The organism is Rhizobium leguminosarum, from assembly GCF_001679785.1.
In the GTDB taxonomy this organism is placed as follows: Bacteria; Pseudomonadota; Alphaproteobacteria; order Rhizobiales; family Rhizobiaceae; genus Rhizobium; species Rhizobium leguminosarum_R.
The window spans coordinates 2,193,436-2,207,763 of sequence record NZ_CP016286.1 but is presented as its reverse complement, the minus strand read 5'-3'; the positions used below and the strand labels follow the sequence as shown (position 1 = coordinate 2,207,763).

General features: G+C 60.5%; 15 protein-coding genes. 12 read left to right on the top strand and 3 right to left on the bottom strand.

All coding sequences use genetic code 11. The annotated features are described in order from the left end of the window. Nucleotides 1-28: 28 nt before the first annotated feature. The 5 genes from ctaD to modA are packed head-to-tail and all read left to right on the top strand — an operon-like array spanning nucleotide 29 to nucleotide 4,362. Entirely contained in the window at nucleotides 29-1,807 is a 1,779-nt protein-coding gene (gene ctaD / locus BA011_RS11040) for a cytochrome c oxidase subunit I (RefSeq protein WP_065280491.1), read from the top strand. Then, the gene (locus BA011_RS11035) at nucleotides 1,804-2,523 is read left to right on the top strand and encodes a cytochrome c oxidase subunit 3 (protein WP_065280490.1); all 720 of its coding nucleotides are present in this window, start codon (nucleotides 1,804-1,806) and stop codon (nucleotides 2,521-2,523) included. The genes ctaD and BA011_RS11035 overlap by 4 nt, the downstream gene beginning before the upstream one ends. 11 nt (nucleotides 2,524-2,534) lie before the next feature. Beyond that, a complete protein-coding gene (locus BA011_RS11030) occupies nucleotides 2,535-3,254 on the top strand; it encodes a heme-copper oxidase subunit III family protein (RefSeq protein ID WP_065280489.1) in 720 nt (239 codons plus the stop codon). A gap of 7 nt (nucleotides 3,255-3,261) precedes the next feature. Next, nucleotides 3,262-3,627 carry a cytochrome C oxidase subunit IV family protein gene (locus BA011_RS11025; protein WP_065280488.1) on the top strand — a complete coding sequence of 122 codons (366 nt, stop codon included), beginning with the start codon at nucleotides 3,262-3,264 and terminating at the stop codon, nucleotides 3,625-3,627. Between the two features lie 42 nt (nucleotides 3,628-3,669). Next, nucleotides 3,670-4,362 (top strand): molybdate ABC transporter substrate-binding protein, encoded by a 693-nt coding sequence (modA, locus tag BA011_RS11020; RefSeq protein ID WP_065280487.1) that lies wholly within the window; start codon nucleotides 3,670-3,672, stop codon nucleotides 4,360-4,362. A gap of 303 nt (nucleotides 4,363-4,665) precedes the next feature. Here modA and BA011_RS11015 read toward each other — a convergent pair whose 3' ends face one another. Then, nucleotides 4,666-5,703, bottom strand: a complete 1,038-nt coding sequence (locus BA011_RS11015; RefSeq protein WP_065280486.1) for an AraC family transcriptional regulator — start codon at nucleotides 5,701-5,703, stop codon at nucleotides 4,666-4,668. Nucleotides 5,704-5,824: 121 nt separating this feature from the next. Here BA011_RS11015 and BA011_RS11010 point away from each other — a divergent pair, with 121 nt between their 5' ends. From BA011_RS11010 to BA011_RS10995, 5 genes are all read left to right on the top strand, one after another. Continuing rightward, nucleotides 5,825-7,276 carry an APC family permease gene (locus BA011_RS11010; protein ID WP_065280485.1) on the top strand — a complete coding sequence of 484 codons (1,452 nt, stop codon included), beginning with the start codon at nucleotides 5,825-5,827 and terminating at the stop codon, nucleotides 7,274-7,276. After that, a complete protein-coding gene (locus BA011_RS44240; RefSeq protein ID WP_186806541.1) occupies nucleotides 7,273-7,446 on the top strand; it encodes a hypothetical protein in 174 nt (57 codons plus the stop codon). The genes BA011_RS11010 and BA011_RS44240 overlap by 4 nt, the downstream gene beginning before the upstream one ends. Before the next feature lie 60 nt (nucleotides 7,447-7,506). After that, the gene (locus BA011_RS11005; protein WP_065280484.1) at nucleotides 7,507-9,495 is read left to right on the top strand and encodes a primary-amine oxidase; all 1,989 of its coding nucleotides are present in this window, start codon (nucleotides 7,507-7,509) and stop codon (nucleotides 9,493-9,495) included. Nucleotides 9,496-9,570: 75 nt separating this feature from the next. Further along, a complete protein-coding gene (locus BA011_RS11000) occupies nucleotides 9,571-10,356 on the top strand; it encodes an ATP-grasp domain-containing protein (RefSeq protein ID WP_065280483.1) in 786 nt (261 codons plus the stop codon). Between the two features lie 73 nt (nucleotides 10,357-10,429). Further along, the gene (locus tag BA011_RS10995) at nucleotides 10,430-11,011 is read left to right on the top strand and encodes a dienelactone hydrolase family protein (RefSeq protein ID WP_065280482.1); all 582 of its coding nucleotides are present in this window, start codon (nucleotides 10,430-10,432) and stop codon (nucleotides 11,009-11,011) included. A 95-nt stretch (nucleotides 11,012-11,106) separates the two neighbouring features. On the opposite strand, the gene BA011_RS10990 is transcribed toward BA011_RS10995, so the two are convergent. Together BA011_RS10990 and BA011_RS44235 are read right to left on the bottom strand one after the other, a co-directional pair. Further along, entirely contained in the window at nucleotides 11,107-11,481 is a 375-nt protein-coding gene (locus BA011_RS10990; protein WP_065280481.1) for a VOC family protein, read from the bottom strand. An 8-nt stretch (nucleotides 11,482-11,489) separates the two neighbouring features. Then, a complete protein-coding gene (locus tag BA011_RS44235) occupies nucleotides 11,490-11,666 on the bottom strand; it encodes a hypothetical protein (protein WP_017961013.1) in 177 nt (58 codons plus the stop codon). A 265-nt stretch (nucleotides 11,667-11,931) separates the two neighbouring features. On the opposite strand from BA011_RS44235, the gene BA011_RS10985 reads away from it, so the two are divergent. Together BA011_RS10985 and BA011_RS10980 are read left to right on the top strand one after the other, a co-directional pair. Further along, nucleotides 11,932-12,912 carry an SDR family oxidoreductase gene (locus BA011_RS10985; protein WP_065280480.1) on the top strand — a complete coding sequence of 327 codons (981 nt, stop codon included), beginning with the start codon at nucleotides 11,932-11,934 and terminating at the stop codon, nucleotides 12,910-12,912. Between the two features lie 264 nt (nucleotides 12,913-13,176). Further along, entirely contained in the window at nucleotides 13,177-14,250 is a 1,074-nt protein-coding gene (locus BA011_RS10980) for a helix-turn-helix domain-containing protein (protein ID WP_151343449.1), read from the top strand. Nucleotides 14,251-14,328 lie beyond the last annotated feature (78 nt).

Below are 14,328 nucleotides of genomic sequence, written 5' to 3'. Positions count from 1 at the left end.
CCGCTGGGAGACGAAGGGGAGAGAGATCATGGTCGAGATTCCATCCGACAGCGCAGGCGTCATCCCCTCTGCCGAAGTCGAGGATGTCGAGCTCTATCATCCGAAAAGCTGGTGGACAAAATATGTGTTCAGCCAGGATGCAAAGATCATCGCTGTGCAATATTCGCTGACGGCGATCGCAATCGGCCTGGTGGCGCTGGTGCTTTCCTGGCTGATGCGGATTCAGCTCGCCTTTCCCGGTTATTTCGCCTTCATCGATGCCGATCACTATTACCAGTTCATCACCATGCACGGCATGATCATGGTGATCTATCTCTTGACCGCGCTCTTCCTCGGCGGCTTCGGCAATTACCTCATTCCGCTGATGGTCGGCGCGCGCGACATGGTATTTCCCTACGCCAACATGCTGAGCTATTGGATCTATCTGCTCGCAGTGCTGATCCTCGCCGCGGGCTTCTTCGTCCCCGGAGGCCCGACGGGGGCCGGTTGGACGCTCTATCCGCCACAGGCCGTTCTCTCCGGCACACCCGGCGGCAAGGACTGGGGTATCCTGCTGATGCTCTCCTCGCTGATCGTCTTCATCATCGGCTTCACCATGGGCGGGCTGAACTATGTGGTGACCGTACTGCAGGGGCGCGCTCGCGGCATGACATTGATGCGCATGCCGCTTACGGTCTGGGGCATCTTCACCGCGACCGTGATGGCGCTGCTCGCCTTTCCCGCCCTCTTCGTCGCCTGCGTCATGATGATGTTCGACCGGCTGCTCGGCACGAGCTTCTTCATGCCCGCCATCGTCGAGATGGGCACGCAGCTGCAGCATGGCGGCGGCAGCCCGATCCTCTTCCAGCACCTCTTCTGGTTCTTCGGGCATCCGGAGGTCTATATCGTCGCATTGCCGGCCTTCGGCATCGTCTCGGACCTGATCAGCACGCATGCACGCAAGAACATCTTCGGCTACCGCATGATGGTCTGGGCGATCGTCGTCATCGGCGCACTCAGCTTCATCGTCTGGGCGCACCACATGTATGTCAGCGGCATGAACCCGGCCTTCGGCTTCTTCTTCGCCACCACGACGCTGATCATCGCCGTTCCGACGGCGATCAAGGTCTACAACTGGGTGCTGACGCTCTGGCGTGGCGACATCCACCTGACGCTGCCTATGCTCTTTGCGCTCGCCTTCATCGTCACCTTCGTCAATGGCGGCCTGACCGGCCTCTTCCTCGGCAATGTCGTCGTCGACGTGCCGCTGTCGGATACGATGTTCGTCGTCGCGCATTTCCACATGGTCATGGGGGTCGCGCCGATCCTCGTCATCTTCGGGGCGATCTATCACTGGTATCCGAAGGTGACGGGACGCATGCTGAACGACGTGCTCGGCCATATCCACTTCTGGATCACCTTCCTCGGCACCTATGCGATCTTCTTTCCGATGCACTATCTCGGCCTGCTCGGCGTGCCGCGCCGCTACTTCGAGATGGGAGAGACGGCCTTCGTTCCGCCTTCGGCCGATACGCTGAATATCTTCATCACCGTCATGGCGCTGATCGTCGGGGCCGGACAGATGGTCTTCCTGTTCAATCTGGTCTGGAGCCTTTTCCGGGGCAGGGAGTCCGGCGGCAATCCGTGGCGGGCAACGACGCTCGAATGGCAGACGCCGCAGACGCCGCCCGCCCATGGAAACTGGGGAAAGGATCTGCCGGTCGTCTACCGCTGGGCGTATGACTACAGCGTGCCCGGGGCGGCCGAGGATTTCATTCCGCAGAATGTGCCGGCAAGCGGCGCCGTCACACGGGAGGTTCCGGCATGAACGTCACGCTGATCTTCCTCGCGGCTATCGCCGCCATCATTATCTGGTGGCTTTCCGGGCAGCGGCTGACCTCGAAGCCCTGGCTGGAAACCGGGTCAGTACAGCTGCCGGTTCATGTCGGCATCGACCGGCAACAGTCGCCCGTACCGGCGGTGAAAATCGGCCTCTTCGTGTTTCTCGGCGTCGTCGGCGCCGTCTTCAGTCTTGCCGTCAGCGCCTATTTCATGCGCATGGCGTCGACCGACTGGTGGGCGACGCCTGTTCCCCGGCTGCTCTGGGTGAACACCGCCGCGCTGGCCTTAAGCAGCGCTGCTCTGCAATGGGCGAAAAGAGAAGCAGTACATGGCCGCATCGAGGTGCTGCGACCGGCGCTTGCTGCAGGACTTGCGCTTGCCATCTTCTTCCTCGTCGGACAGATCCAGGCATGGCGGGAGCTGACGGCGGCCGGCTACGTGCTGGCCGATAACCCTTCCAACAGTTTCTTCTACATGCTGACCGGGCTGCACGGCCTGCATATCCTCGGCGGGCTTGCCGTGCTCGCGCACACGACGGCCCGGGCATTTTCAACGGCTGTGGCGACGGACAGGCTGCGCCTCAGCGTCGATCTTTCCGCCATCTACTCGCATTTCATGCTCGCCGTCTGGCTCGCCCTCTTCGCGCTCTTTGCCGGATGGGCGAATGATTTCGTCGATCTCTGCCGCACACTGCTCAGTTAGGAGATTTGCAGATGGCACATCCTGTCCAGACACACGGCGAGCCAGGCCTCAGCCCGGTCGGCCTGCGCGGTGTCGCGGCCGATTTCAGCTCGGATCAGCGCGCTTTCAAGACCGCCTCCTGGGGCAAGGCGATGATGTGGATCTTTCTGCTCAGCGACACCTTCGTGTTCGGCTGTTTCCTGATCGCCTATATGACCGCCCGCATGTCGACGCCGGTCGCCTGGCCCAATCCGAGTGAGGTCTTCGCGCTCCACATCGGCGGCCAGAACGTGCCGCTAATCCTGATCGCGATCATGACTTTCGTGCTGATCTCGAGCAGCGGCACCATGGCGATGGCGGTCAATTTCGGCTATCGCCGCGACCGCCGCATGACGGCGATGCTGATGCTGCTCACGGCCCTTCTCGGCGCAGGCTTCGTCGGCATGCAAGCCTTTGAATGGACGAAGCTGATCACCGAAGGCGTGCGACCCTGGGAGAACCCGTGGGGGGCGGCACAGTTCGGGTCGACCTTCTTCATGATCACCGGCTTTCACGGCACCCACGTCACGATCGGCGTCATCTTCCTGCTGATCGTCGCCCACAAGGTCTGGCGCGGCGATTTCGACGTGGAACGGCGCGGCTTCTTCACCAGCCGGAAAGGCCGCTACGAGGCCGTCGAGATCATGGGCCTCTACTGGCACTTCGTCGACCTGGTCTGGGTCTTCATCTTCGCGTTTTTTTATCTGTGGTGAGGTCGTCATGAGCGAGACAACGGCGCATGCGCAAAACCAAACGGTGCATGCACAAATAGACACCGGACAACAGCACCCGATCCGGCTCTATCTCTTCGTCTGGGGCCTACTCTTCGTGCTCAGTGCCTTTTCCTACATGGTCGATTATCTCGGCGTCCAGGGTTATCTCAGGTGGACGCTGATCCTCGTGTTCATGATGCTGAAGGCTGGGCTGATCGTCGCCGTCTTCATGCACATGGCCTGGGAACGGCTGGCGCTCGTCTACGCCATCCTGCTGCCGCCGCTGCTGGTGCTGGTTTTCGTGGCGCTGATGGTATCGGAAGCGGACTACACGATCTTCACCCGGCTGGCGTTCTTTGGTGCTGCGCCGTAGGGGCTGTTAGATAGGATGGACAGATCGGAGCGGACTTCGGCCATGACCCAGGAAATCCGCCTTTTTGGCGCTATTGCGGTCCGACCCGCCGTCCTTGCTCTCATATCCCAGTTCGAAACGGACACAGGATTCGCAGTTGCGGTCAAGTGGGAGCTCAATCCTGTCGTCAAGAAGCAGATTGAAGCTGGGGAGCCTTTTGACCTCGTCATCACCAATCCGAACCTGGTTGAGGATCTGGCCGCCTTGGGAAAGGTCAAGGCGGGGAGCGAGGTCGCGTTTGGCCGGATAGCAATGGGGGTGGCGGCCAAGGCAGGCGGTCGGCCGCTCGACATCGGGTCGGTGGAAGCATTCAAACATGCGTTGAAGAGCGCCAAATCGATCGCCTACGCCAGTGAAGGAAGCAGCGGCGGCTACTTCTCCGGTTTGCTGGAACGCTTGGGAATAGCCGATGAGGTGAAGCCAAAGCTGGTGGCCATATCAGGAGGGCAGACGGCGCCGGCCGTAGGCCGCGGGGAGGCCGAGTTGGGTGTCGTTCCCGTGACCTCGATTCTCGCCGCCGCTCCCGAGGTCATGCTTGTCGGTCAGTTTCCGGCAGAACTGCAAAGTTACATCGACTTCGCCATTGGCATCAGCGCCGCGTCAACGGACGCAGAAGCTGCAAGGCAGCTGTCGGAATTTCTGACGTCGACAGCCGTTGATGACATCCTGGCGGCAAAGGGCGTCGAGCGTTGCTGAAAGCGTGCTTGGCTGACGACGAGAACGCCAACCCAACCTCCTTCATTCCTGTGCTCGTCACAGGAATCCAGTGTGCCCAAGTCCTTGGGCGCGGGAGAACGACCTCGTCGTATGAGAGTCATTCACGGCGCGGACGCGCCGTGGCTGGATTCCTGTGACGAGCACAGGAATGGGGGAGGAGAAGTAGGCACCGTCACCATAGGGGCGTTGGAGAATGCCGCGCTCGGGCGCTGGAGGATGCCGGGCTTTTGCTTCCGTCCGTAGGGCAGCAATCGGGCGATCTCCGTTGCCGTGCATCTTCGATCAACGTCTCGAAGATAGGTGGTCTCCCTTCTTCTCCCAGGACCGCAGCGCACGCCAGAGCACCGTGTTGTCGGCATAACCCAGCACACGCGCAATCTCGGACATCGGTGCAACTTTTTGGTCGCCGAGATAGTGGGCGGCGAGCGTCTGGCGGTGCTGGCGAACGAGATCACGAAGCGACACGCCTTCCTCCGACAGCCGTCGCTGGAGGCTTCGCGGCGACATCTTCAGTTCAGCGGCAAGCGTTGCGACCGTGACCGGTTTGCGGCCGAGATAGATGCTGATCAGGGCCTGGACCTTTTCCTTGAGTATATCCCCGGCCGCTGGCTCGTTGATGAGATCGCCGATATGCCGCTCCAGGATTTCGATCAGGCTTTTGTCTTCCGCACGGTGCACACGGTCAGCCTCCGCCTTGTTCATGACGATCCGGTTGCCGGATTGGCCGAACAGGATCGTCGCGCCACAGATGCGTTCCAGCACGCCGGCGTCGCGCGGGGCGTGATGCTCGAGCTGAATTTCGATCGGCCGCCAGCCACGGCGGAAGCACGAACGGACGAGCTGACAGGAGGCGGCGATCGTGAATTCGCTGTCCTGCCGGCGCGGCCACATGCTGGGATCGACGATCCGGTAGCTCCAGACAAAATCGCCATTCTCCTCGAACACGCCGGAACTGGTCGCGCCTTGTACCGCGTTGACATATTTCGACAGCCGCTCGAAAGCGCTGCGAATGGTCGGCGAGAGCGCAAAGAGCATGCCGATGGGGCCGATGTCGGCGGGCTTGAACCCGGTGCCCATACGGGCTCCCAGTGCCGGTTCACCTGTTATCGTCGCGGCCTCCTCGAACAGCGCGACATAACGCGCCATGGGCAGGACAGCGTAGGGATCTTCCAGTTGTGAGCGAAGAATGCCGTGCGAAGCGAGAAGAAGGTCGGTTTTCCCGGATCTTTTATCGATTTGTTGCACCAGCGGGATCAAGACGGAGGCTCGAATTGAAGCAACTGCGGGCATGCGGCTGATCAAATGCGATGCAACTGCCATTTTCAGCGTCTCCGGTGACCTTCGTGGCGCGAATTGTCGATTCATTGGCATAAACTGCAATTTCGGGGCCAGATCGCCGCGCTTACCTTCTTGGCAACAAACAAGCAAAGAGGGGTTCTCCATGACACTGGAATCAAGCATGCCCGCACCATCATCGCCGGAGCGTCGTCTGGCCAAGGACTCGGTGGGCCTCGCCCATATCGTGTTCTTCGTCGTTGCCGCGGCCGCGCCGCTGACGGCCGTCGTCGGCGCTTCGCCGGCCGCTTTTGCTTTCGGCAATGGCGCCGGCGTTCCCGGCGCTTTCGTGCTTGCCGGCCTGCTCTACCTGCTCTTCTCGGTCGGCTTCACCGCCATGAGCCGGCATGTGGGCGGGGCAGGAGCCTTCTACACCTATATCACCCATGGCATCGGCAAGCCGGCTGGCGTGGGTGGCGCCTTCATGGCGCTGGTCACCTATAGCGCGGTTCAGATCGCCATCTATGGCCTGTTCGGTTTCTTCATGGCCAATGCCATAGCACCGCTTGGGCTGGTCCTGCCCTGGTGGGCCTTCGCCTTTGGAGCACTGGTCGTCGTGCTGGTCTGCGGTCAGCGCAACATCGCCTTCTCAGGCGCGATCCTCGGCGTCTGCATGATTGCCGAAATCGCCATATTGCTGGTGCTGGATCTTGCCATCGTCTTTTCAGGCGGCGGACCGGAAGGCATCAGCTTCTCCTCCTTCATGCCATCGTCGGTCTTTGCGCCCGGTCTCGGCGTGGCGCTGGTCTTCGTCATCGGTTCCTTCATCGGCTTCGAAGCTACGGCCATTTTCGGCGAGGAAGCCGAAGATCCGGAAAAGACCATTCCCCGCGCCACCTATGTCGCGGTGCTGCTGATTACCCTCTTCTATGCCCTCTCCACCTGGGCAATCGTGCAATTCTACGGTCCGGGCAAGGTGCAGGCCGCTGCTGCTGCCGGCCTCGACAGCTTCTACTTCACCGCCGCCAATTCCGTGCTTGGCCCATGGTCGAGCCAGGTGATGAACGTGCTGCTGATCACCAGCCTGTTTGCCTGCATCCTGTCCTTCCACAATACGCTCAACCGCTATTTCTTCGCTCTCGGCCGTGAAGGTCTGGCCGCCAAGGTGCTTGGCAAGGTTCACAGCAAACATGGCTCCCCATATGCTGCAGGTCTTCTGCAAAGTCTGGTCGCGGCCGTCGTCCTTGCCCTGTTCGTCATCTTCGGTGCCGATCCCTACACTGTCGTGTTCTCGTGGATGGCAGCGCTGGCAGGTATCGGTATCCTGCTGGTGCAGGTGCTTGTCTCCGTCGCGATCATCATGTTCTTTCGCAAGACGCCTAACAGCTACAGCGCCTGGACCACGATGACCGCGCCAGTGCTCGCGCTCCTCGGTCTCATGGGGTCGCTGGTGCTGGTCAGTTCCAATCTTTCACTCCTTTCCGGCAGCGAAAGCCCGATCGTCAAGGCTTTCCCCTATGCCATGGTGCTGGTGGGGTTTTTGGGCGCGCTGTTTGCGATGCGGGTCAAGAGATCCAAGCCCGTTCTCTACGCCTCCCTTGGGAAGGTCTTCGAATGAGTGCGGTTGCTGAATTTGCACCCGTCGATCGCCTTCTGGTTCTCGCGGTTGGGATCCTTGCGGGCGCAACATTGCTGGTTGCCGTCGAGGCACACGCCTTCTGCTCTCTGTTCTGCATTCATGCAGACCAGATGATGATCGAGACGCAGATCTGCTCCGGTCGATCCTGATCACCACAGCTTGCGACGCGCCATGTTGCGTCGTCTCTTCCAAAAACAAGAGGTATACCAATGGACGCCGTTGTCGCAGTCACCCATCCGCTCGATCCTCTAAGCCTCGACGAGATCGCTTCTGCCGTTGCCATACTCAAGGATACGCAGACACTCGCAGCCACCTTCCGCTTTCCGATCACCCGGCTGGAGGAACCGACCAAAGCGGATCTTGCCGCCTATCGCCTGGGCGACGGGCTGGCGCGCCTCGCCTTCATCCTGGCAATCGACATCAGCAATGGCGAAACCTTCGAGGGCATCGTAGACCTGACTGCCGGCACGGTATCCTCCTATATCCGGCTGCCTCTCGATGAACTGCCCTATGGTCAGCCGCCAATCATGCTGTGCGAATTCGAAACCGTTGAAGGCACCGTCAAATCCGATCCGCGCTGGATCGCTGCCGTCAAGAAGCGCGGCATTACCGATGAGGATATTCCGCTCATCCAGATCGATCCTTTTTCCTCGGGCTATTTTGGCCGCGAATTCGAGAAGGGAAAGCGCATCGTCCGCGCCGTCTCCTATTGGCGCGAGGATGTCCGTGACAACGGCTACGCGCATCCGATCGAGGGCGTGGTGGCGGTGGTCGATCTGATCACCAACCGAGTGGTCGATCTCGTCGACGATGAAAAGATCATTCCGGTCCCGAGGAAGAAGCGCAATTATGGCCGTGAAACCTTCCCGGAACCGCGGCCCGATCTCACGCCGCTGAATATCGTTCAGCCGCAAGGGCCGAGCTTTACGGTCGACGGCTGGAAAGTCGAATGGCAGAACTGGAGTTTCCGTGTCGGTTTCACTCCGCGCGAGGGGCTTGTTCTGCATGAACTCGGCATCAAGGATCAGGGCAGGCTGCGGCCCGTCGTCTTTCGCGCCAGTGTCACCGAAATGGTCGTGCCCTATGCCGATCCGACCGCGAACCACTATTGGAAGAGCGCCTTCGATGCCGGCGAATATGGCCTCGGACGCCTGGCCAATTGCCTCGAACTCGGCTGCGACTGCCTCGGCCATATTCACTATTTCGACGTGCCGGCGGCGGATGATCTCGGCCAGCCTTTCATCATGAAGAACGCCATCTGCATGCATGAGGAGGATTACGGCATCCTCTGGAAGCATTACGAATTCCGCAACGGTATTTTCGAAGTACGCCGTTCGCGCCGCCTCGTCATCTCCTTCTTCGCAACCGTCGGCAACTACGATTACGGCTTCTACTGGTATCTCTACCAGGACGGCACGATCCAGCTCGAAGCCAAACTCACCGGCATCATCCAGACGGCGGCGGTCGCGACCGGCGAAACCTATCCATGGGGCGGCATGGTCGATGACAATCTCGGCGGTCCGACCCACCAGCATTTCTTCAATGCGCGCCTGCACATGGATGTCGACGGTGGCAACAATACTGTGACCGAGCATGAGTTCGTGCCGCGTCCCTGGGGTGAGGACAATCCCTATGGCAATGTCTTCGATACCAGGAGCCGTGTGCTGAAGCGCGAACTCGATTCCCCGGCAGTCGCTAATGGCGAGACCGGCCGTTACTGGAAAGTCTCCAACCCCAACATCCAGAACAGCGTCGGCAAGGCGCCGGGCTACAAGATTGTCGTCATGCCGTCGCCGGTTATGCTTGCCCAGCCGGATTCGACCGTTGCCCAGCGCGGCGGCTTCGCCAAGAAACACATCTGGGTCACGGCCTTCGATGCCAGGGAAAAATATGCGAGCGGCGATTATCCGAACGTGCATGCCGGCTGCGACGGCCTGCCGGGTTACGTCAAGCAGAACCGCGAAATCGAGAATGCCGATGTCGTGTTGTGGCATTCCTTCGGCCATACCCATGTCTGCAAGCCCGAGGATTTTCCGATCATGCCGGTGGAATATGCCGGTTTCACGCTGAAACCGAACGGCTTCCTCGCATCCAACATCGCCATGGACCTGCCGCCGGAAGAAAACAGCCAGAGCGTCGACAATCGCCTGCAACCTTCGCCCGATGACACCGGAAACGGTTCCTGCTGCCACACATAGCTGTAATGCTACGGCTGTTCCTTTTTAAATAGCTTTTTGGTAGTCCGACGGATTGTAAGAAAGGTAGGAAACAGAATGCAGTGGCTTCTCCAGCAGATCGAAGATACCAGCAAGCTGGCCGAGGCGCTCGACCAGCTTGGAATCTCCTACACATGGCACAAGGTCGTACCGTTCGCCGGCGAGCTCATTCCCGAGCCGGTCGTTGCGGATCCGGGTTCAGTGGTCATGTTCGGCTCCTACACGCTGTGGAAGAACGCCGAGGCGAACGGTTACCGGCCGGGTGTCTTCAAGCTGCGTCCTTTCGTTCACGAACAGGTGTGGCATCCTTACCTCCTCAACGGTGCCGATGCGCTGTTCCTGACACTCCGGGATGTCCCTCAGCGTCTGGCGGATGACGGCAGGGACTGGTTCCTGCGCCCGGTCGACGACAGCAAGGAGGAGCCCGGCAACGTCAAATCGACCGGCGAGATCATCCGCATGGCAGAGAGGGTACTGGCGCTCGACGAAGATGAAATCCCGAACGGATCGCTTCGTCACGACACGCTGCTGATGCTGACCGAGCCTGTTCGCATCCTTAGCGAATGGCGTCTCTGGGTCGTCGACGGCCGGATCGTCACCTATTCGCTCTACAAGGCCGGATCGCGTGTGGTCCACCGCCACGACATCGATGACGATGCGCTGGACTTTGGGCAACGCATGGTCGACATCAATCCTGACTACTCCCAAGCTTATGTCATCGATATCTGTCGGACCGAAGAGGGACTGAAGCTGCTCGAGACGAACTGTCTCAACGCCGCCGGGTTCTACGCCGCAGATCTCGTGAAGCTGGCGAGGGCGATCGACGGCCTGGCCCGCACCTGACGTCTTTCCGGCGAGGGAATGACGCTGTAGAGTTGCAGAATGTTTGCCCGACTATCCCACCCGGAGGCTCCGTATGGCTGAGGTCCTGTTGTTTCACCACGCACAAGGGCTGACCCCGGGTGTGCGTTCGTTTGCCGACGATATCAGGGCAGCCGGTCACATCGTGCATACGCCTGATCTGTTTGACGGGCGCACATTCCCAAGCATCGAAGCGGGGATCGCCTATATCGGCGAGATCGGATTCGACGCCATGCGGGAGCGCGGCGTGCGCCTCGCCGACGACTTGCCTGCCGGGCTCGTCTATGCCGGGTTCTCCTTCGGTGTGCTGCCGGCGCAGAAGCTGGCGCAGACACGGCCCGGCGCCCGTGGGGCTCTGCTCTTCTACTCCTGCCTGCCGATCAGCGGCGAGTGGGCCTTCGGACCCTGGCCGGCCGGCGTCGCGGTGCAGATCCACGGCATGGACAACGATCCGATTTTCGTCGGCGAGGGCGACATCGACGCCGCCCGCGAGATCGTGGAAAAGGTCGAGGACGCGGAGCTTTTCCTGTACCCAGGCGATCAGCACTACTTCGCCGACAGCTCGCTGCCGTCCTATGATGCGGATGCGACCGCGCTGCTCACCCTCCGCGTGCTCGAATTCCTGAATCGCGTCTGATCCAGACATTCCGCGGGAGATCCGTTTTGGCTCCGGTATAGCCGTCCTGAGATAGATGCCGTTCATCCTGCAGCGCGGCTTCGGCGCGGAGCGGACTATTCCGACGCCACGCAGAAATTGTTGCCTTCGGGATCATTCAAGACCGTGTAGCCATCCGCTTCCCGGACGAAGCTCGCTCCGAGGGATAAAAGCCGTTCTACCTCCCTGGCCCGATCGGGGGTGGCAATATCGAGATGTAGTCGGTTGCGGGCGGGACGTTCTCCCTGGCGAAGTTGGAAGCAAAGGCGGGTTCCGGGACCTTCGACCATCACGGTCGGGTCAGTCTCGGGTGTCAATCCGAGAGCGGCAAGGCGGGCCAGTTCTTCGTCGTCATATGGCATCACGTCGTAGCCATCGAGCGCCTCCGCCCAGAACCGGGCGACACGCGAGGGAATGTCGCAATCGATGACGATTTCTTTCAGCCTTGCCATGGAATCCTTCAAGAATTGTTGGGCCGGCGACGGCAAACGCGTTCGACGAGCGCGCCACCGACGGCCGGCAGCAATGCGAAAAGCATGAGCTGCGGTGTCTCCGTCAGCGCCAACAGGCCAGACATGAGGAAGGCGACCAATAATCCTGCCAGCACCCCGGCTGCATAGGGAAGATAATCCTTCAAGAAAGCCTCCGTCTTGTGCTGATCTCAAACAGAAGGGGCATTATTGGCTTGAGATAGAGATCTTTGCGGTATCGGCAATGGCTGGTTGCGGCCGAACCTCACGTCGTCCGATCGCTTTATGGGGATGCCACCACGTTGGTTTACGCGACAGGTCGACCCAAACGACGTGAGCCGGTGCACGTGTTTTGCAGGAGACGACCGATTTCTTTCGCGCTATGAAGACTGACCGCATATCCCCGCTACATCCGACACCGAGGTCCTTCACATGGCTTTGAAAATCCTTTTCGTTGGCGGTACCGGCCAGATTTCATATCCATGCGTCGAGCGCGCCGTGCTTCAGGGCCACGATGTCAGCGTCTATAACCGCAGTTTGAGAGGCGACCCATTGCCTGCGGGGGTTACCTCGATCGTCGGCGATCTTGCGGCGCCTGCCTATGCGGACTTGGCCAAGGCCAATTATGACGTCGTGTGCCAGTTCATTGCCTTTACGCCCGATCAAGTCGCGCGTGACATCGATGTGTTTGCCGGGCACTGCGGCCAGTACATCTTCATCTCTTCGGCTTCGGTCTATGAAAAGCCGCCGCGCCATTATGTGATTACCGAGCAGACACCGGCGATCAACCCCTACTGGCGCTATAGCCAGGACAAGATTGCCTGCGAGACGCTGCTCAAGAATTCCGAGAATCTCGCCTGGACCATCGTCCGTCCCAGTCACACTGTTCGCACCGGCCTGCCGATCATGATGGGCGACAGCGACGTCATGGCGAGACGCATGCTGGACGGCGAGCCCACCATCGTAGCCGGCGATGGCCACACGCCCTGGACACTGACCCGCTCGGTTGATTTCGCGGTGCCCTTTGTCGGGCTTTTCGGCAAGCCGGCGGCGTTGAACGAGATCTTCCACATCACCTGCGACCGCGCTCACATCTGGAACGATATTCAAAAGACGATCGCCAGATTGCTTGATGTCGAGGCCAAGATCGTACACGTGCCGACGGACACCCTGGTCCGGTACAATCCGGAGTGGGTTGGCCCGCTGCGGGGCGACAAGGCATGGTCGGCGATCTTTGACAATTCAAAGGTCAAAAGCGTGGCGGGCGACTTCACCTGCGCCGAGAGCCTTGATGAAATTCTGGTGGAGCCGATCATGCATCTCAAGCAGCGCCTGGCCAAGAACCGTCCGCCAAGGGGCGATCTCGATGCTTTGGTCGATCGGATTTGCGCAGCACAAAGCGCTCTCGGCTAGGCAGGTTCTGGTAGAGCAACTTTCCGAAAGACAAGGCTCAGGCGGTCGTGCCCGCGCTGATCACCCGGACTTGCGATGTCGCCGATCTCGACAGCCTGTCGGATTGGCTGGAAAACAACCATACCGACCTTAACGGCGGATTGAGACTTGTGGCCGCGACCCGAAGGGTCGGACGAGGTATCACGGCATGCCGCTCACAAAAAATTCCAACCTAAAACGCGTCCTAAAACATGATGGAGGTCGCGCCGGCTGAGGATCTCGGCAATGATGGCCATCCATTCGCCACTCCGATCCTATCAGGCCATGCTGTTCATTCCGCTTCCCTTCGTCGTTGCCCTGCTGCTGCTCATCCTCTTCGTCACCGTCCTCAGGCGCGACGAGGAGGCGCAGCCCAACCTGCCGTTTCTGGCACTGATCCTGCTCGCCGCGCTGCAATCCGTCCTCTCCGGCCTGCGCTGGGGCTACGGGGTGCAGGCGGTGGGCGTGATCGCGCCTGTCACCGCGGCGATGGTGCCGCCACTTGCCTATGCCGGGGTTTCCAGGCTGGTGAGGACGAGCCGGCGGCCGCTGCCGACGCGCATTGCACTGCATGCGGTGCCCGCCGCGGTCATCCTGCTTTTGATGGCGTTCCGGCGGGATGCGATCGATCTCGCGCTGGTGCTTGTTTTCGTCGGTTATGCCCTGGCGATCCTGCTTCTGATGCGGCCGGGCGCGGATGCGCTTCGGCTTGCGCCCTTCGAGGGAGCGGTGCCGGCCTATCGGGCCATCATCTTCGCGGCGGTGGCGCTGTGCCTGTCGGCCTCAGTCGATATCTTCGTCTTTCTCGATTTCACATGGGCGCATGGCGAGCATGCGCTGACGCTGATCAGCGTCAGCAATCTCGCGGTTCTCGTCATCCTCGGCATTGCGGCAGCCGCCGCCAGCCGAAGCCGGGCGCCGGCCGAGACGGTGGAGGCGGTGCTGAAGTCCGAAACGACCGAAGACAAGGAGACGATCGCCACGGTCGATGCGCTGATGGAGGCAAAAAAACTCTATCGCGATGCCAATCTCAATCTCGACCGGCTGGCCCGCAAGGCCGGCATTCCCGCCCGCCAGATCTCGGCGGCGATCAACCGGGCGATGGACAAGAACGTCTCGCAATATGTCAATGACTACAGGATCGGCGAGGCCTGCCGGCTGCTTGCCGCGAGCCAGAAATCGGTGACCGAGGTGATGTTCGAGGTCGGCTTCCAGACCAAGTCCAACTTCAACCGCGAATTCCGCCGTGTCACGGATATCACGCCGCTTGCCTGGCGTGAGAGGAAGGGCGGATCCGGCGTCTCTTCGGCTTCGTCCTGAAGTGACGCCTGTCCTCTCTCCAGCCTCATCCTGAGCGCCCCGTAGAGACCTCGAAGGTCGGGGCTGGCAACCGGCGCT